The 18,826-nt window shown below is 67.1% G+C and carries 16 protein-coding genes and 2 riboswitches; all 16 genes read left to right on the top strand.

Annotated features, from left to right (window positions below; genetic code table 11):
- Positions 1-102: 102 nt before the first annotated feature.
- The 16 genes from SALA_RS09560 to gcvPB all read left to right on the top strand — a co-directional run bounded on the left by SALA_RS09560 (position 103) and on the right by gcvPB (position 18,816).
- Positions 103-1,344 carry an FtsW/RodA/SpoVE family cell cycle protein gene (locus SALA_RS09560; RefSeq protein ID WP_084764718.1) on the top strand — a complete coding sequence of 414 codons (1,242 nt, stop codon included), beginning with the start codon at positions 103-105 and terminating at the stop codon, positions 1,342-1,344.
- 10 nt (positions 1,345-1,354) lie between these two features.
- Entirely contained in the window at positions 1,355-2,533 is a 1,179-nt protein-coding gene (gene murG / locus SALA_RS09555; RefSeq protein ID WP_011542171.1) for an undecaprenyldiphospho-muramoylpentapeptide beta-N-acetylglucosaminyltransferase, read from the top strand.
- A complete protein-coding gene (murC, locus tag SALA_RS09550) occupies positions 2,533-3,966 on the top strand; it encodes a UDP-N-acetylmuramate--L-alanine ligase (RefSeq protein WP_011542170.1) in 1,434 nt (477 codons plus the stop codon). Before murG ends, murC begins: the two co-directional genes overlap by 1 nt.
- Positions 3,967-4,096: 130 nt before the next feature.
- Positions 4,097-4,996 carry a UDP-N-acetylmuramate dehydrogenase gene (gene murB, locus SALA_RS09545; protein ID WP_011542169.1) on the top strand — a complete coding sequence of 300 codons (900 nt, stop codon included), beginning with the start codon at positions 4,097-4,099 and terminating at the stop codon, positions 4,994-4,996.
- Positions 4,993-5,919 (top strand): D-alanine--D-alanine ligase, encoded by a 927-nt coding sequence (locus SALA_RS09540; protein WP_011542168.1) that lies wholly within the window; start codon positions 4,993-4,995, stop codon positions 5,917-5,919. Before murB ends, SALA_RS09540 begins: the two co-directional genes overlap by 4 nt.
- Positions 5,920-5,929: 10 nt before the next feature.
- Complete coding sequence (locus SALA_RS09535) at positions 5,930-6,868, top strand: cell division protein FtsQ/DivIB (protein ID WP_011542167.1); 939 nt, start codon at positions 5,930-5,932, stop codon at positions 6,866-6,868.
- Between the two features lie 3 nt (positions 6,869-6,871).
- Positions 6,872-8,128 (top strand): cell division protein FtsA, encoded by a 1,257-nt coding sequence (gene ftsA, locus SALA_RS09530; protein WP_011542166.1) that lies wholly within the window; start codon positions 6,872-6,874, stop codon positions 8,126-8,128.
- Positions 8,129-8,280: 152 nt separating this feature from the next.
- Entirely contained in the window at positions 8,281-9,729 is a 1,449-nt protein-coding gene (gene ftsZ, locus SALA_RS09525) for a cell division protein FtsZ (protein WP_011542165.1), read from the top strand.
- Between the two features lie 128 nt (positions 9,730-9,857).
- A complete protein-coding gene (locus SALA_RS17465; RefSeq protein ID WP_237700853.1) occupies positions 9,858-11,414 on the top strand; it encodes an SPOR domain-containing protein in 1,557 nt (518 codons plus the stop codon).
- Positions 11,411-12,583, top strand: coding sequence for a deoxyguanosinetriphosphate triphosphohydrolase (locus SALA_RS09515; RefSeq protein ID WP_011542163.1), 1,173 nt, complete (start codon positions 11,411-11,413; stop codon positions 12,581-12,583). Before SALA_RS17465 ends, SALA_RS09515 begins: the two co-directional genes overlap by 4 nt.
- Positions 12,576-13,223 carry an NAD-dependent epimerase/dehydratase family protein gene (locus SALA_RS09510; protein WP_011542162.1) on the top strand — a complete coding sequence of 216 codons (648 nt, stop codon included), beginning with the start codon at positions 12,576-12,578 and terminating at the stop codon, positions 13,221-13,223. The genes SALA_RS09515 and SALA_RS09510 overlap by 8 nt, the downstream gene beginning before the upstream one ends.
- A 57-nt stretch (positions 13,224-13,280) precedes the next feature.
- Positions 13,281-13,382, top strand: a riboswitch (glycine riboswitch).
- Positions 13,383-13,489, top strand: a riboswitch (glycine riboswitch).
- Between the two features lie 53 nt (positions 13,490-13,542).
- Entirely contained in the window at positions 13,543-14,667 is a 1,125-nt protein-coding gene (gene gcvT, locus SALA_RS09505) for a glycine cleavage system aminomethyltransferase GcvT (RefSeq protein ID WP_011542161.1), read from the top strand.
- A 3-nt stretch (positions 14,668-14,670) separates the two neighbouring features.
- Positions 14,671-15,042 (top strand): glycine cleavage system protein GcvH, encoded by a 372-nt coding sequence (gene gcvH / locus SALA_RS09500; RefSeq protein WP_011542160.1) that lies wholly within the window; start codon positions 14,671-14,673, stop codon positions 15,040-15,042.
- 37 nt (positions 15,043-15,079) lie between these two features.
- Entirely contained in the window at positions 15,080-15,904 is an 825-nt protein-coding gene (locus SALA_RS09495) for a glycosyltransferase (RefSeq protein ID WP_011542159.1), read from the top strand.
- 3 nt (positions 15,905-15,907) lie between these two features.
- On the top strand, positions 15,908-17,266 hold the full coding sequence (gene gcvPA, locus SALA_RS09490) for an aminomethyl-transferring glycine dehydrogenase subunit GcvPA (RefSeq protein ID WP_011542158.1): 1,359 nt from the start codon (positions 15,908-15,910) through the stop codon (positions 17,264-17,266).
- Positions 17,263-18,816: an aminomethyl-transferring glycine dehydrogenase subunit GcvPB gene (gcvPB, locus tag SALA_RS09485; RefSeq protein ID WP_011542157.1), complete on the top strand. Its 1,554-nt coding sequence runs from the start codon at positions 17,263-17,265 to the stop codon at positions 18,814-18,816. Before gcvPA ends, gcvPB begins: the two co-directional genes overlap by 4 nt.
- Positions 18,817-18,826 lie beyond the last annotated feature (10 nt).

Below are 18,826 nucleotides of genomic sequence, written 5' to 3'. Positions count from 1 at the left end.
TCGAGCGAAGTCGAGACGCCCATCGGTCTCATATGCCCTCGGGGCATCTCGACTTCGCTCGATGCGAGCGGGGAGAGAAGAGGTCGTGGTAATACGACGGGGATGGGGCGCATGAGCGGGGGAGACGATATGGAGACCGCCGAACGCCCGGTAATCGCCGCCACGCGCACGACCAAACGCCGCGGCCCGCGCTTCAGCCGCGCCGACCGCACCCCGCTTGGCCTGTGGTTCTGGGAAATCGATCGCGTATTGTTGCTGCTCGTGTCGATGCTGATCGCGATCGGACTGGTCGCGGTTGCTGCGGCGTCGCCGGTCGCGGCGCAAAAATTGTCGACCAGCAGCGCGGCGCTCGACCCGCTCTATTATTTCTATCGCCAGTTGATGTGGGCAATCGTGGGCGTGCCTGTCATGCTGGCCGTGTCGATGCTGCCCAAGCCGCAGGCGCGGCGTTTCGCCATTTACGGCACGATCGCCTTCATGGTGCTGCTGTTCCTGGTGCCGCTGGCGGGCACGTCGGTGAACGGCGCGCAGCGCTGGATCGGCAGCGGCGCTTTCCGGTTGCAGCCGTCGGAGTTCCTCAAGCCCTTTTTCGCGGTGTCGCTCGCGTGGATCCTGTCGCTGCGCCTGCACGACCAGAGCCTGCCCGTCGTCCCGCTCGCCGCGGCGCTCACCGGCGTCGTCGCGCTCTTGCTGATGGGGCAGCCCGATCTTGGCCAGACGGTGATCTTTGCCGCGACCTGGTTCGTGCTCGTGCTCGTCGCGGGCCTGTCGATGCGGATCATGGGGATGCTCGCGGGCTCGGGCGTCGCCCTCCTGATCCTTGCCTATTTCTTCTACCCGGTGGCGCAGCAGCGCATCAATATCTGGCTGTTCGCCGAAGGCGACAGTTTCCAGGTGGACAAGGCGCATGCGACGCTCACCGCGGGCGGGCTGGTCGGAACCGGCCCCGGCGCGGGTCTCGCCAAGTTCCAGCTGCCCGAAGCGCACACCGACTATATCTTCTCGGTGATCGGCGAGGAGTTCGGGATGATCGCCTGCATCGCGATCGCGATCCTCTATCTCGCGATCATCGTCCGCGTCCTTGTCCGTCTGCTCGATGAAGAGGACAGCTTCCTGATCCTCGCCGTCGCCGGGCTGATCGCGCAGTTCGGCGGACAGGCGGTGATCAACATGGCGGTGAACACGCAGATCTTTCCGTCAAAGGGAATGACCCTGCCCTTCATCAGCTATGGCGGCTCGTCGTTCATCGCCTTGTCGATCGGCATGGGTTTGCTCTTGTCGCTGACCCGGCGAAACCCCTATGCGGCGCGGGTGTCGATGACCCGCAACTGGAACAAGAAATGATGGCCCCCGCATGACCGCAACGCGCCACTTCCTCCTCGCCGCCGGCGGCACCGGCGGGCATATGCTCCCCGCCTATGCGCTGGCCGACGAGTTGATCGCGCGCGGGCACCGCGTCGCGCTGGTCAGCGACGACCGCGGGCTGAAGATTCCGGGCGCGCCTGCGGAGCTGGAAACGCACGTCCTGCCCGCCGGGCGCGCATCGGGCGGGCCCCTCGGCTGGCTGAAGGGCGCGCTTGCGATTCGCAAGGGGCGACGCATGGCGATCGAGTTGATCGACGACTTCGACCCGGCGGTGGTCGTCGGCTTCGGCGGCTACCCGTCGCTGCCCAGCCTGCTCGCGGCAGGGGCGACCAAGCGGCCGCGCGTGATCCACGAGCAGAATGCCGTGCTCGGCCGCGTCAACCGGCTGATGGCGCCGCGCGTCGATGCGGTGGCGGTCGCCTATCATCATATCCAGCGCTATCCGGCGGGACACGAGCTCAAGATGCATATCACCGGCAATCCGGTGCGTGACGAGATTGTCGCGATCCGCGAGGAAGGTTTTCCGCCGCTGCTCGAGGATGGCATTTTTCGCCTGCTCGTGGTCGGGGGAAGTTTGGGGGCGACGGTGCTCAGCGAGGTCGTCCCGGCGGCAATCGCCATGCTGCCACGCGCGCTGCTCGATCGGCTACAGGTCGTTCAGCAGTGCCGCGAGGATGACCTGGAGGCGGTGCGCGCCCGATATGCCGAACTGGGTGTCGCCGCCGAATGTGCGCCTTACATCAAGGATTTCCCTGAGCGGCTGCGTTGGGCGCATATGGTGATTGCACGCGCGGGTGCGTCGACCGTCGCCGAACTGGCCTGCGCGGGCCGCCCGGCGATCTTCGTGCCCTATCCGCACGCGATGGACGATCACCAGACCTATAATGTCGTCGACCTGGTCGAGGCGGGCGGCGCGATTTCGTTCCGGCAGTCCGATTTCATCCCCGCCGAGGTTGCCAAGCATATCCAGCGCATGGCGGTCGAACCCGGCGTACTCGAAGAGGCGGCCGAACGCGCCGCGAGCTGCGGGCTTCCCGATGCAACCCGCGACCTTGCCGATCTCGTCGAATCCTTTGCCGCGCCGCCGATGATGGACGTGATCCGTGTTGGCGCTTCGCTGCCGCGCGCGGCATCGGGTATCGCGGCTGCGCGCCGGGAGGCGAAGTGATGCGCGGCGTCGCGACCGACATCGGAACCATCCACTTCATCGGCATCGGCGGCATCGGCATGTCGGGGATCGCCGAGGTGATGCATAATCTGGGTTATCGGGTACAGGGCAGCGACATTGCCGACAGCTATGTCGTCGAAGGGCTGAGGAAGCGCGGGATCAAGGTCGCGATCGGCCATGCGCCGGAGAATGTCGACGGCGTTGCGGTCGTCGTCACCTCGACCGCGGTGAAACGCGGCAATCCCGAGGTGGAAGCCGCGCTGGCGCAGCGCATCCCGATCGTCCGCCGCGCCGAAATGCTCGCCGAACTGATGCGGCTGAAATCGACCGTCGCCATCGCCGGGACGCACGGCAAGACGACGACGACCAGCCTTGTCGCCGCGCTGCTCGATGCCGGCGGGATCGACCCGACGGTGATCAACGGCGGCATCATCAACAATTATGGCTCGAACGCGCGGCTCGGCGCGTCGGACTGGATGGTGGTCGAGGCCGACGAGAGCGACGGCAGCTTTCTGCGACTCGACGGCACGATCGCGGTCGTCACCAATATCGACCCCGAACATCTCGACCATTATGGCAGCTTCGACGCGATCAAGGACGCGTTCGTCGAGTTTATCGAAAATGTGCCCTTTTACGGCGCGGCGATGCTCTGCCTCGACCATCCGGAGGTGCAGGCGATCATCCCGCGTATCCGCGACCGGCGGATTATCACCTATGGCTTTTCTGCCCAGGCCGACGTGCGCGGCACCAATGTGACCCCCGGCCCCGACGGCAACCGCTTCGACGTCGTCGTGCGCGACCGCGACGGGAACAGCCGGACGATCGAGGGCATCCATCTGCCGATGTCGGGGCGCCACAATGTCCAGAATGCGCTCGCCGCGGTCGCGGTCGCGCTGCACATGGGGGTGCCGGACGAAAAGATCGTGTCGGGTTTCAACGGTTTTGCCGGGGTCAAGCGGCGCTTCACCAAGGTTGGCGAGATTGTGACCGATGAGGGCGTTGTCACCGTGATCGACGATTATGCGCACCACCCGGTCGAGATTCGCGCGGTGCTGTCGGCGGCGCGTGAAGGCGCGGGGGCGGGGCGCGTCGTCGCCGTCGTCCAGCCGCACCGCTTCACGCGCCTTCGCGATCATATGGACGATTTCCAGCAGGCGTTTAACGACGCCGACATGGTGTTGGCGCTGCCGGTCTATGCGGCGGGTGAAAGCCCGATCGAGGGCGTGTCGTCGGATGCGCTGGTGCGGGGCCTGCGCGACCGCGGGCATCGGCAGGCGAATGTCGTCGCCGACGCCGACGCACTGGCCGCAAGCCTTGCCGCGAGTATCAAGGCGGGCGACCTCGGCGCGGGCGATATGATCATCTGCCTCGGCGCGGGCGACATCACCAAGATGGCGGCTGGGCTGGCGAGCGCGGTGGAGGGTGCGGCGTGACACCCTTCTCGTCCCGGATACTGCTTATTTTTCCGTTCGTGTCGAGCGAAGTCGAGACACCCCGCGGCATAGCGCCCAGCCCGATGGGCATCTCGACTTCGCTCGATGCGAACGGGGAAGGGCTGGGGTCGTGAGCGCAACCGCCACCCTGCCGGCCGTTCGCGGCAAGCTCACCCCGCAAGCCCCGCTCGCCCCGCTCGTCTGGTTCAAGTCGGGTGGCGCCGCCGACTGGCTGTTCGAGCCGAAGGACGTCGACGACCTCGCCGATTTCCTGCGCGACCTCGATCCGGCGATCCCGGTGATGGCGCTCGGCCTCGGCTCGAACCTCATCGTCCGCGACGGCGGATTTCCCGGCGTCGTCGTCCGGCTGGGCAAGGCTTTCGCCAAGGTGGAACCGATCGACGCCACCACATTGCGCTGCGGCGGCGGAGCGTCGGGCATTCTCGTTTCCTCGACCGCGCGCGACGCGGGGATTGCGGGGATGGAGTTCCTGCGTTCGATTCCCGGCACCGTCGGCGGCTTCGTGCGCATGAACGGCGGCGCCTATGGCGGTGAGGTCAAGGATATATTGGTCGATTGCGACGTCGTGCTGCGCTCGGGCGAACGCAAGACGCTCGCACTTGCCGACCTCGGCTACACCTATCGCCACAGCGAACTGCCCGAGGGCGCGGTGGTCGTCGGCGCGACCTTTCGTGGCCGGCCCGGCGCATCGGCGGCGATCCAGGCCGAGATGGACCGCATCTCGGCGAGCCGCGAGGCCTCGCAGCCGCTGCGTTCGAGAACCGGCGGCTCGACCTTCAAGAACCCCGCCGGGCACAAGGCCTGGCAACTGGTCGACGCGGCCGGGTGCCGCGGGCTGATGGTCGGCGGCGCGCAGGTCAGCGAGAAACACACCAATTTCCTGATCAATACCGGCGATGCGACGAGCGCCGATATCGAGGCATTGGGCGAAGAAGTCCGCCGCCGGGTGAAGGACAAGAGCGGCATCGAATTGCAGTGGGAGATTCAGCGCGTGGGTAAGGCCGAATGAGCCGGGGTCCGTGGCATGTCGCCGTCCTGATGGGCGGCTGGTCGGCCGAGCGCGAGGTGTCGTTGATGAGCGGCAAGGGCGTGGCCGACGCGCTCGAAAGCCGTGGGCACAAGGTCACGCGTATCGACATGGACCGCGACGTCGCGCTGCGGCTGGCCGAGGCGAAACCCGATGTCGTGTTCAACGCGCTCCACGGCGTTCCCGGCGAGGACGGCACGGTGCAGGGGATGCTCGACCTGATGGGTTTCAGATATACTCACAGCGGGCTCGTCACCTCGGTGATCGCGATCGACAAGGAATTGACGAAGCAGGCGCTGGTGCCGCATGGAATCCCCATGCCGACGGGAACGATGGTCGACAGCGAAAGCCTCTTTTCGGTCGACCCCTTGCCACGCCCCTATGTTCTGAAGCCCGTCAATGAAGGCTCGTCGGTCGGGGTCGCGATCGTCAGGGACGACAGCAATTACGGCAATCCCATTTCGCGCGATGCACTGGGCCCGTGGCAGCAGTTCGACCGCCTGCTTGCCGAACCGTTCATCAAGGGGCGCGAGCTCACCGTCGCGGTGCTGGGCGACACGGCGCTGGCTGTTACCGAACTGCGCGTCAAATCAGGCTTTTACGATTATGACGCCAAATATACCGACGGGCTGACCGAGCATGTCTGCCCCGCCGACGTGCCGGATGACGTCGCGCAGCGGATGAAGGATCTGGCGCTGCAGGCGCACCGGCTGCTCGGCTGCAAGGGGGCGTCGCGCTCGGATTTTCGCTGGGACGACGAGCACGGCCTTGCGGGGATTTTCCTGCTCGAGGTCAATACCCAGCCCGGCATGACGCCGCTCAGCCTCGTCCCCGAACAGGCGCGCGCGGTCGGGATGGATTACGCCGAACTGGTCGAACGCATCGTCGAGGAAGCACTGACATGAGGGGGCGGCCGTGAGCAGTACGAAGATCAGGCGCGCCAAGGCGCCGCCGCGGCGGCCCGCGCGCGCGCCGAAGAAACGGCGCAAGGTTCAGCAGTCGCGGCTCAACGCGATCATCAACGCGCTGCCGATCAGTCCGCAGCGGCTGCAAAAGATCGCCAACTGGACGGTGGGCGTCAGCCTGTTCGCCGTTGCCGGCCTCGCCGCGCACGCAACGGGCGTCACTGCGAAAATCCACGAGGAATATGCGCAGGCGGTCGGCCGCGCGGGCTTTCAGGTCAGGAAGGTCGAGGTCGTCGGCGCCGACCGGATCGACCGGCTGAAAGTCTATGACATCGCGCTCGCGCAGAAGGACCGCTCGATGGCGGCGGTCGACCTCGAAGATGTGCGTCGCGACCTGATGCGATATGGCTGGATCAAGGACGCGCGCGTGTCGCGCCGCCTTCCCGATACGCTGGTGATCGACATCGTCGAACGAACACCGGCCGCGATCTGGCAGCACAATAATCGCCTGTCGCTGATCGACGACAAGGGCGTCGTCCTCGAACGCGTCACCGTCGCGACGATGCCCGACCTGCCGCTGGTGATCGGCCCCAGGGCGAACCAGCGCGCGCAGGATCTGGCGCGCCTGTTGTCGGAGGCGAGCAGTCTCAAGGAACTGCTCGCGGGCGCGACGTGGGTCGGCAACCGCCGCTGGGATTTGCGCTTCCGCAGCGGCGAGACGCTGTCGCTGCCCGAAGGCGAAGAGGCGGCGAAGGCGGCGCTGGCCAAATTTGCGCACATGGATGGTGCGAACCGCCTGCTCGGCCGCGGCATCTTGCGTTTCGACATGCGCGATCCCGCGCGCTTCGTGCTGCGCCTGCCGCACGAGGGGCAGGTGGCGCCTGCCCAGCTCGACGACGCGCGCGCCGCCGTGGACGCGGTCGCTGCAAGTCAGTCGAACGAAGGCTAGAAGATGGCGCCGCCGCGCATCGAAAAGATCATCACCGCGCTCGATGTCGGGTCGTGGAAGGTCTGCGCGCTGATCGCGGGGCAGACCGCCGACGGCAAGCTGCATGTGCTCGGCACCGGCCAGCGTGAAAGCCGCGGCGTCCAGCGCGGCTATGTCGCCGACATGGAGCAGACCGAGCATGTCGTGCGCGAGGCAATCGAACAGGCCGAACGCATCGCCGGGCTCAACATCGACGATGTGTGGGTCAGCTTCTCGGCGGGGAGCCTCCTCAGCGACGTCGCGCCGATCGAAAGCGAGCTTGGCGGTCACCGGATCGAACAGGAGGACATCGACGATCTGCTCGCGGCGGGGCGGGCGGGGATCGACCCCGAAGGGCGGATGATCCTGCACGCGCAGCCCGCGCTGTACACGCTTGACGGACTCACAGGGGTCAAGAACCCGATCGGGCTGCACGCCGACCGTCTCGGCGTCGACATTCATATCATCATGGCCGATGGCGCGCCGGTGCGGAACCTTGAGGCCGCGGTGCGGCAGGCGCATCTCGACGTCAATGCCGTCGTCGCCTCGCCGATCGCGGCGGGGCTTGCCTGCCTGTCGGAAGAGGAGCGCGATCTCGGCGTCGCGCTGGTCGAGATGGGCGCGGCGGTGACGACGGTTTCGCTCTATGCCGGCGGAATGCTTGTCGAAATGGCCTCGCTGCCCTTTGGTGCGAGCGACATCACCGACGACATCGCCTCGGCCTTCGGCATCCGCCGCAGCCAGGCGCAGCGGCTTCAGAGCTTCTACGGCTCGGCGTCGGCCAGCCCGCGCGACAATAATGATGTGATCGAGCTCGAACCCGGCACGCCCGCGGGCGGCGATTCCCCGCGTATCACGCGCGCGCAGCTTGTCTCGGTGATCCGCCAGCGGCTCGACGCGATGATGGGGGAGATCGGCCGGACGCTCAAAGACCTGCATTTCGTTGGCCCGATCGGGCGGCAGGTCGTACTCGTCGGCGGCGGCGCCGACCTGAAAGGAATCGCCGATTACACGCAGAGCGCGCTGGGTCGCGCGGCGCGCGTCGGGCGACCGCGCGGCTTGCACGGCCTGCCCGATGCGCATAGCGGCCCCGCTTTCGCGACGCTCGCGGGTCTGGTTCTCTATGCCGCGTCGGACCCCGTCGACCTGCGCGACCTGCCCATGATGGCCCAGGATGTGTACAAGCCGGCGGGCACGTCGATCCTCCATCGCTTGATGGCAGCATTGAAAAGCAGTTTTTAGCCGCAGCAAGGCAAAAAGGTTAATTTTTTGGGTGATTCCGGCGTCACAATAGTGCAATGCGGTGACAGAAAACCGGGCGGATGGACTGCCGCCCGGCCGGGTCGCAAGGTTGGGGAAGCGGCACCTGTCCGCCGCTGCAGGGAGACATTTTGATGAGCATCAACATTGGCCCGCCGCAGGTCGACGAGCTCAAGCCGCGCATCGCGGTGATCGGCGTCGGCGGTGCGGGCGGCAATGCCATCGCCAACATGATCGCGGCGCGCGTCGAGGGCGTCGATTTCATCGTCGCCAACACCGACGCGCAGGCGCTCAACGCCTCGCCCGCCGAACGACGCATCCAGCTGGGGACGCAGATCACCCAGGGGCTGGGCGCGGGGTCGCGGCCCGAGGTCGGGCGCGCGGCCGCGGAGGAAAGCATCGCGCAGGTCGAAGAGGCGTTGAACGGCGCGCATATGTGTTTCGTCGCCGCGGGCATGGGCGGCGGCACCGGCACCGGCGCCGCGCCGGTGATCGCAAAGGCCGCGCGCGACCGCGGCATCCTGACCGTCGGCGTCGTGACCAAACCCTTCATGTTCGAAGGCGCGCGGCGGATGCGCTCGGCCGACGCGGGCATTGCCGAGCTTCAGGATCACGTCGACACGCTGATCGTCATTCCGAACCAGAATCTCTTCCTTGTCGCCAACCCGAACACGACCTTCAAGGAAGCCTTCACCATGGCGGACGAAGTGCTGCAACAGGGCGTGCGCGGCATCACCGACCTGATGGTCATGCCCGGCCTCATCAACCTCGACTTTGCCGACGTGCGCAGCGTGATGCGCGAAATGGGCAAGGCGATGATGGGCACCGGCGAGGCCGAAGGCGACGGCCGCGCGCTCGAAGCGGCGCAAAAGGCGATCGCCAACCCGCTGCTCGACGGCGTGTCGATGGCGGGCGCCAAGGGCGTCATCATTTCGATTACCGGCGGTGAGGATATGCGCCTGATGGAAGTCGACGAGGCCGCGAACCACATCCGCGAACTGGTCGATCCCGACGCCAACATCATCTGGGGCAGTGCCTTCAACGACAGCCTTGATGGCAAGATCCGCGTCTCGGTCGTCGCGACCGGCATCGACGGTACGGGTGAGGCAGCGCAGGCGGCGCCCGCGACGCGCAGCTTTTCCTTCGCGCCCGCGCGCTCGGCGGCTCCAGCGCCCGCCGCAGAAGAGGTGGTCGAACCGGCGGTGCAGGAAGAGCCCGTCGCCGATGAGCATCCGGTTGCGCAAGATAATGACCCCGTCCCGGGCTTTTCGCTCGGCGAGACGGCCGAACCCGCGGTGACCGCGCCTGCAGAGGAAGAACCGATGGAGTTGTCGCAGGTCGCGGCAAGCTATGACGATACCGTCGGCGAGCTTGTGCTTGACGCGCCCGCGGCGCCGACGAACAGCCATGCTCCCGCGCCTGCCGAGGCTCCGGCCGAACCGCCCGCGCGCTCGATCGGCGGCGGCACGCTGTTCGAGCGCATGTCGCGCCTGTCGCGGGGCGCGGGCACGTCTGACGGCGACGAAGGAAAGGGCGACGCGGTCGACATTCCGCGTTTCCTGGGGCGGCAGAACAACCAGTAACAGGGCTTTCGGACGGCCGACCGCCGGGCTTGGCAGGCCGGAAACGGGATGATTTGCCCATGCGGCAAGCGATATTGACGGCGAAGCCGGCGCGCACACGGCGTAACGTGGCAGCGCTGGGCGCGTTGTTGTTGGGGACTCTCGGCATTCCGTCGGTGCATGCGATGCAGGCGGCCGCGCCCGACGCGGCAACGCGCGCGGCGATGGAAAAGCGCAGCGCCGCGCGCGCGCTGCTTTCCGCGTCGCTGGCACGGCTGGCGTCGAACAATAATGATGCGACCGCGCTGCTCGACGCCGGGCGTGCGTCGATCTCGCTCGAGGATTATCGCGCCGCCCTCGGCTTTCTGCTCCGCGCCGAACAGGCCAGGCCGCGCGACGGCGCGGTCAAGGCGGCGCTCGGCTCGGCGATGGTGCATTCCGAAAATCCGACGCGCGCGCTCGACTATTTCGGCGAGGCGCAGCTTCTGGGCGCACCCGAACGGCTGTTCCTCGCCGACCGCGGGCTCGCGCGCGACCTGCTCGGACAACAGGATGCGGCACAGCGCGATTATCAGCTCGCGCTGTCGATCGCGCCCGATGCCGAACTGACCCGGCGTTATGCCCTGTCGCTGGGGATCAGCGGCGACCCCGATCGCGCGATCCAGCTGCTGACGCCGCAATTGCGCGCGCAGGATCGCGGCGCGTGGCGGCTTCGCGCGATGATCCTGGCGATGAACGGCCGCGACAGGGAGGCAAGCGAGATCGTCAACGCGACGATGCCCGCGCCGATGGCAGCCAATATCCTGCCCTATCTGGTGCAGATGGACCGGCTCAATCCCGCGCAAAAGGCTGCCGCGGCACATTTCGGTCGCTTTCCGAGCGGCCAGCCCGCCGCGGCGCAGCGGCCGGTTCAGGTGGCGACCGCGACGCCGACGCCCCGGCCGGCGCCCGCTCCGCGCCGCAGCGCGCCGACCTCCACGCCCGCGGCCGCCGCTCCGGTCCCGAAGCCGCCGCCGCCGCCCGCCGCGATGCCGCCCAGCCGCCCGCGCGCCGAAACGCCCGTGCCAGCCTCTTCCCCGCCCGCAAATCCCCCGACGTCGGCGGTGAAAGCGCCGGCGGGGCCGGGCTTCTCGATCGCCGACATCGCGCCCGCACCGCCCGCCGCGGCCCCGGCGGCGCCGCGGCCCGCTGCGCAGGCACCCGCCGCCGCGCCGCTCGCCTCGCTCGCCGACATCGTTGGGTCGATCGAGATACCCCCCGAGGAACTCGCGCGCCCCGACGATGCGATCGGCGCCGAGACGCTCGCCAAGCTGCTCGATGACAAGCGCAAGGCCGAGGCTGCCGAAGCGGCAAAGCGCGAGAAGGAAGAAGCCGCCGCCAGGGCAAGGGCCGAGGCCGACGCCAGGGCGAAAGAAGAAGCCGCGAAGAAAAAGGCGCATCCCGCGCGTATCTGGGTGCAGATCGCGACCGGCGCCAACCCGAAGGCGCTCGCTTTCGACTATAACCGCTTCGCCAAGCGCAATGCGGCGCTGTTCAAGGGCAAGGCGGGCGCGACCGCCGAATGGGGTCAGACCCGGCGCCTGCTCGTCGGCCCGTTCGCGAACCGCAAGGCGGCGCAGGACTGGCTCGCCGATTACAAAAAGGCCGAAGGCGACGGTTTTCTTTTCAGCTGCGAGGTCGGCGAGATCGTCGAACCGCTGCAGTGAGCGTTGCCCGCTGCGCCAGCGACCCGGCGCAGAGCCGCGGGCGCCGCCATGCCGAATCGGGCCGCGTCGTGCGCGGGCCGCGCGATGCGTTCCAGCGCGACCGCGACCGCATCATCCATTCGATCGCCTTTCGCCGTCTGCGCCACAAGACGCAGGTTTTCATTGCCCCCGACGGCGACCATTACCGCGTCCGCCTGACCCACAGTATCGAGGTCGCGCAGATCGGCCGCGGCATCGCCCGCGCGCTGGGGCTCAACGAAGATCTGACCGAAGCCCTTTGTCTGGCGCACGATATCGGCCATCCGCCCTTCGGCCATGCAGGCGAGGATGCGCTGAAGGCGGCGATGGCGGCGCACGGGGGCTTCGATCACAATGGTCATACGCTGCGCACACTGGCGTGCCTCGAATGCCCTTATCCGCTGTTCGACGGGCTCAATCTGACGTGGGAAACGCTCGAAGGGCTGGCGAAGCACAATGGCCCGGTGACGCACCCCGGCTGGGCGCTGGCGATGATCGACGCCGATTTCGGGCTCGACCTCGCCAGCCATGCGAGCCTCGAGGCGCAGGTCGCGGCGGTTGCCGACGACATCGCCTATGACAATCACGACATCGACGACGGGCTGCGCGCCGGGCTGCTCGATCTCGACCAGCTGATGGAACAGCCCTTTGTCGCCGCCAATTACCGCGCGGTCGAAGCGCGCTTTCCGGGCGCGCCGCGCGAGCGGTTGCTGCGCGAACTCGTTCGCGACCAGATCGGGGTCATGGTCAACGACGTGATCGCCGCGACCGCGGCCAATGTCGCCGATGCGGGCGTTGCAAGCGCCGACGAGGTGCGCGCGGTGGGCCGGACGCTCGGCGGCTTTTCGGCAGAGCTTGCGGCCGCAGAACGCGAACTCAAGCGCTTCATGTACAAAAACCTCTATCACCATCCCGAACAGCTCGCTGCCGCAGAGGGCGCGAACAAGGTGGTGGGCGAGCTTTTTGCTGCCTATGCCGCCGACCCACGCCTGATGGGCGAGGACTGGTCGGCGCGTTTGCCGGGCGAAGAATGGGCGACAAACCGGCATATCGGCGACTATATCGCGGGGATGACCGACCGCTTTGCCATCGACCGCTACGCCGAAATCTTCGGACGCGATGCCGTGCCGGCGCCGCTCGCCCATGCCTGATGCGCTGATCGTCGGCGCGACCGGGATGGTCGGGCGCGCGGTAATCGCGCATTTCGGTGCAACGCCCCTGACCGTGCTTGCGCGTCGGCCGGTCGACGGCCTTGCGCCGCATCACAAAGACGTGATTGCACCGCCCGAGGACTGGGCCGACATCATCGCCGCCGAAAGGCCGACGGTGCTCATCTCCTGTCTCGGCACGACGATCCGCCGGGCGGGATCGCAGGCCGCCTTTCGCGCGGTCGACCACGACCTTGTGCTCGCGGCTGCCGAGGGTGCGAGGGCGGGAGGAACGCGACATATGATCGCCGTCAGTTCGGTCGGCGCGTCGGCAAAGAGCGGCAATTTCTATCTGCGCACCAAGGGGGAGACCGAGCGCGACCTGATCACGCTGGGTTTTGACCGGCTCGACCTCATCCGCCCCGGCCTGCTTCGCGGCGACCGGCCCGGCCCGCCGCGGCTGGGCGAGGGACTCGCGACGATCGCCGCGCCGCTCGCCGATGCGCTGCTCCACGGGAGCTTTCGTCGTTACCGGTCGATTTCGGTCGTCCACGTCGCCGCGGCGATCGTGGCACTCGCCGCCGAGGGTGGTTCGGGCGTGCATATCCACGAAAACGACGCGATCCGCGCGCTCGCCGATTGACTCCGCAAGGGGGCAGCGCCAAGGCTCGGCTGTCTGTCGGGCCTCGCAAGAGATTCGACCGGCCGCGCGGGAGAGCGTGAGGGCAGGGCAACCGGCGCCTCACCACCGAAGGAGCAACCGCCCCGGAAACTCTCAGGTCAAAGGGACCGCGCAGGCTGGAACGGACACTCTGGAAAGCGTTCCGGCGGGTTGTCGGAACCACCGAAGGGGTAACTCCGTCAACCGATGGAGGAAAACTCTCAGGTTCCCGTGACAGAGGGGGCATGGCGACCGCGCGGCACCGGGCCGCGCCGCGCCGTGTCAACGACGGGAGTGCGACATGCACGAAGACGATGAGATTCCGATCGAAACGGCGACGCTGCCGCTCGACGCCTGGCACCGCGCGAAGGGTGGCCGCATGGTCGCGTTCGCGGGTTACTGGATGCCGATCCAATATGACGGCATCATGGCCGAACATCTGTGGACGCGCGAGAATGCCGGGCTGTTCGATGTCAGCCATATGGGCCAGCTGGCGCTGAGCGGCGAGGGCGTCGCCAAGGCGCTCGAAACGCTGGTCCCCGGCGATATTTCGGCGCTGAAGCCCGGCCGGATGCGCTATTCGCTGCTGCTGAACGACGAAGGCGGTGTCCTCGATGACCTGATGATCACCAACGAGGGCGACCAGTTCGGCATCGTCGTCAATGGCGCGGTCAAATGGGACGATATCGCCCATCTGCGCGAGCATCTGCCCGATGATATCACGCTCAACCATAATGAGGATTACGGCCTGCTGGCGTTGCAGGGGCCAAAGGCGGTGACGGCGCTCGCGCGCCTTGTGCCCGAAGCAGCGGACCTCGTCTTTATGCAGGCGATGCCGGCGACATGGAACGGCCATGCGATCGCGATCAGCCGCTCGGGCTATACCGGTGAGGACGGGTTCGAGATTTCGCTGCCGAACGACGCGCTGGAGAGTTTCGCCGACGCGCTTTGCGCGATGGAGGAGGTGAAGCCCATCGGCCTCGGCGCGCGCGACTCGCTCCGCCTCGAAGCGGGATTGCCGCTCTATGGCCACGATCTCGACGAAAGCATCGACCCGGTCGAGGCCGACCTGGCCTTTGCGATCAGCAAGCGCCGCCGCGAAGAGGGCGGCTTCCCCGGCGCGGCGCGCATCCTTGGGCATCTGGCCGACGGCTCTCCACGCAAGCGCGTCGGCCTTGTCATCGACGGCAAGCTGCCGGTGCGCGAGGGCGCCAAATTGTTCGACGGCAACACCGAGATCGGCGTCGTGACGTCGGGCGGCTTTGCCCCCAGCGTCGGCGCGCCGATCGCCATGGGTTACGTCCCGACGGGGCTGTCCGAGCCGGGTACCGCGGTCGCCGCCGAGGTGCGCGGCAAGCGCGTCGCCTGCACCGTCACCGCCATGCCATTCATTCCGCACCGCTATGTGCGCAAACAGGGAGCCTGACCGATGCCGCGTTATTATACCGAGGAACATGAGTGGATCGATGTCGATGGCGATGTCGCGACGGTCGGCATCACCGACTTTGCGCAGGGCCAGCTTGGCGACATTGTGTTCGTCGAGGTTCCCGACACGGGTGCCGAGCTGAGCCAGGGCGGCGATGCCGCGGTGGTCGAATCGGTGAAGGCGGCGAGCGACGTCTATGCCCCCGTCGATGGCACGGTGACCGAAGGCAATGCGCAACTCGAGGAAGACCCCGCGCTCGTCAATTCGGATCCCGAAGGCGAGGGCTGGTTCTTTCGCATGACGCTGGCCGACAAGAGCCAGCTCGACGCCCTGATGGACGCAAAGGCCTACAAGGCTTTCTGCGACGCCCTCTAACCGACCGCCCCGCCCGCGGACGGGAGGGGGAAGGGACATGATGACCGCAGCCGATCCCGCGCTGGCCAAGTGCCGCCTGATGGTGGCGACGCCCATTTATGAGGGCGCACAGGGCACCTATGTCCGCGCCGCGCTCGATCTGGCGCTGCGCGCGCAGGCGATGGGCGTGCCGGTGCGGTTCGAGTTCATCCTGTATCAGCCGTCGATCACCCGCGCGCGCAACATGCTGGCCGCGATGTTCCTCGCGAGCGACTGCACCCACCTGCTGTTCGTCGATGCCGACATCGATTTTTCGGTCGACGATGTCTTCTCGCTGGTCCGCGCGATGGACGCGCACGCCGAAGTCGGCGTCCTCGGTGGCCCCTGTCCGCGGCGGATGATCAACTGGCGCAACGTCGCACGCGCGGTCGAGCAGGGGCTGGCAAAGGACAACCCCGCCGATCTTGCGCGTTATTCGGGGGATTATGCGCTGCATTTCCTGAACCCGCGGCAAAGCTTCAAGATGACCGACCTGGTCGAGCTGGCGCGGCTCGGCACCGCGATGATGCTGATCCGCCGCGAGGTGCTCGAAGCGATGCGCACCGCCTTGCCCGATCTCGTCTTTCGCCCCGATCCCGCCGAGCGGCAGGCGCATGGCGTCGGCGAACGCGAGCCCGCCTTTTTCTGCCCGATGATCGAGCCCGAAAGCGAGGCGCTGCTGTCCGACGACTATGCCTTTTGCCGCCGCGTGCGCGACGCGGGCTTTCGCATCTGGCTCGCGCCGTGGGTCCGCACCACCCATGCGGGGCCGATGGTCTTCGCCGGTGCGCTTGCCGACACGGCGCAGCTTTATTCTGTCAATCCAGACTCTTCTGTGGAGTAGTTCATGCGTTATCTCCCGCTCACTCCCGATGACCGCGCAGCGATGCTGGGGGCCATCGGTGCGTCGTCGATCGACGAACTGTTCGCCGATGTCCCCGCCGGGGCGCGGCTCGACGGTCCGATTGCCGGATTGCCGATGCACGCGAGCGAGCTTGCGGTCGAACGCCATATGGGCGCGCTTGCGCGCCGCAATCGCGCCGCGGGCGACGGGCCTTTCTTCCTCGGCGCGGGCGCCTATCGTCACCATGTGCCCGCCAGCGTCGATCATCTGATCCAGCGCGGCGAGTTTCTGACCGCCTATACCCCCTATCAGCCCGAAATCGCGCAGGGCACGTTGCAGATGCTCTTCGAGTTCCAGAGCCAGGTCGCGCGGCTGTTCGGCACCGACGTCGCCAATGCGTCGATGTACGATGGCTCGACCGCCTGCTGGGAAGCGATCGTCATGGCGCGGCGCATTACCAGGCGCAGCAAGGCCTTGCTGTCGACCGGCCTGCACCCGCATTATCGCAGCGTCGCGCGGACGATGGCCAAATATACCCGCGATGTGCTCGTCGACGGCGATCCTCGCCTTGAACCCGGCACCGACTGGGCGGCGCTCGCGGGCCGCATCGACACGGAGACGAGCTGCGTCGTCGTCCAATATCCCGACATCCTCGGCCGCATCGACGATATGACGACGCTTGCCGAGGCCTGTCAGACTGCGGGCGCGCTGCTGATCGCGGTCGTCACCGAACCCGTCGCGCTGGGCCTCATCAAGTCGCCGGGCGAAATGGGCGCCGACATTGTGGTTGGCGAGGGCCAGTCGCTCGGCGTCGGCCTGCAATTCGGCGGCCCCTATGTCGGCCTTTTTGCGTGCAAGAGTAAATATGTCCGCCAGATGCCGGGGCGGCTGTGCGGCGAGACGGTCGACGCCAATGGCAAGCGCGGTTTCGTGCTGACGCTCTCGACGCGCGAACAGCATATTCGCCGCGAGAAGGCGACGAGTAATATCTGCACCAATTCAGGACTTTGTGCGCTGGCATTCAGCATCCACATGACGTTGCTGGGCGAGGCCGGGCTGCGCCAGCTCGCCACGATCAACCATGGCCGGGCCAAGGCAGCGGCGACGGAACTTGCGAAGGTGCCTGCCGTGTCGGTGATGAACGACAGCTTCTTCAACGAGTTCACGCTGCTGCTGCCCACCGCCGCCCGGCCGGTGGTCCACAGGCTCGCGGAGCAGGACATATTGGGCGGCGTTTCGCTCGGCCGTCTCTATCCCGACACGGCGGCCCTCGAAAACGGGCTCGTCGTCGCCGTGACCGAAACCGTGACCGAGGCGGATATTGCCGCCTTCGCCGCGGCGCTGAAGGAGGTGCTGGCATGACCGCGCTCAACCCTGCCGGCTGGCGCCCCGAAATGAATGCCGCGGGCGGTGCCGACGACAATGTGACCTTCACCGGCAATCGCGCGCTGATGCTCGAAGAACCGCTGATTTTCGAGATCGGCTCGACCGAAACCACCGGCGTCGATTTCGACGAGGAGCCGCACGCGCCCGACCTCGGTTCGCTGATGCGCAGCGGGCCAATCGGCCTGCCGGGACTCAGCGAATCCGAAACGGTGCGCCACTATACGCGCCTCAGCCGCCAGAATTACGCGATCGACCTCGGCCTCTTCCCGCTCGGCAGCTGCACGATGAAGCACAACCCGCGCCTGAACGAAAAGGTCGCGCGGATGCCGGGCTTTGCCGACGTCCACCCGCTGCAACCGCAGGAAACGGTGCAGGGCGCGCTCGCGGTGATCAACGAACTCGCGGTATGGCTGATCAAGCTCACCGGCATGTATGGTGTCGCCATGTCGCCCAAGGCGGGCGCGCACGGCGAGCTGTGCGGCATATTGTGCATCAAGGCGGCATTGGAGGCGCGCGGCGAGGATCGCCGCGTCATTCTCGTGCCGGAAAGCGCGCACGGCACCAACCCTGCGACCGCGGCCTTTGCGGGCTTCACCGTCGAGGATATTCCGGCGACGAAGGAAGGTCGCGTCGATCTGGCGGCGCTGAAGGCACGGCTCGGCCCCGATGTCGCCGGGGTGATGATTACCAACCCCAACACCTGCGGCCTGTTCGAGCGCGACATGAAGGCGATTTCGGACGCGGTCCACGCCGCGGGCGGCTATGTCTATTGCGATGGCGCCAATTTCAACGCGATCGTCGGGCGCGTGCGTCCGGGCGACCTTGGCATCGATGCGATGCACATCAACCTGCACAAGACTTTCTCGACCCCACACGGCGGCGGCGGGCCGGGGTCAGGGCCGGTCGTGCTGTCGGAGGCGCTGGCCCCCTATGGCCCGCTGCCCTTCGTCGCGCGCTATGCTGACGGCACGTTCAAGCTGATCGAGGAGGAAAATGCCGCCGACGAGCATCCCGCGACCTTCGGCCGCATGACCGCCTTCCACGGTCAGATGGGCATGTTCACCCGCGCGCTCGCCTATATCCTCAGCCACGGTGCCGACGGCCTCAAGCAGGTCGCCGAGGATGCGGTGCTCAACGCCAATTATGTGTTGCGCAGTCTGGAGGACGTGCTCGACGCGCCCTTCGCGGCATCGGGGCCTTGTATGCACGAGGCGCTGTTCAGCGATAAGGGGCTGGCCGAGGGCTTTTCGACGCTCGACATCGCCAAGGGGCTGATCGACGAAGGTTATCATCCGATGACGGTCTATTTCCCGCTCGTCGTCCACGGCGCGATGCTGATCGAGCCGACCGAGACGGAGAGCAAGGCCGTGCTCGACCAGTTCATCGGCGCGCTGCGCAGCATCGCGATGCGCGCGAAGAACGGCGACCCGGCGCTCAAATCGGCGCCGCATTTCGCCCCGCGCGCGCGGCTCGACGAGACGCTGGCGGCGCGGAAGCCCGTGCTGGCGTGGGAAGGCGATCTATAATCCATCGTCA

The organism is Sphingopyxis alaskensis RB2256 (assembly GCF_000013985.1).
Taxonomy (GTDB): domain Bacteria; phylum Pseudomonadota; class Alphaproteobacteria; order Sphingomonadales; family Sphingomonadaceae; genus Sphingopyxis; species Sphingopyxis alaskensis.
This window is presented reverse-complemented; position numbering and strand designations above follow the sequence as displayed.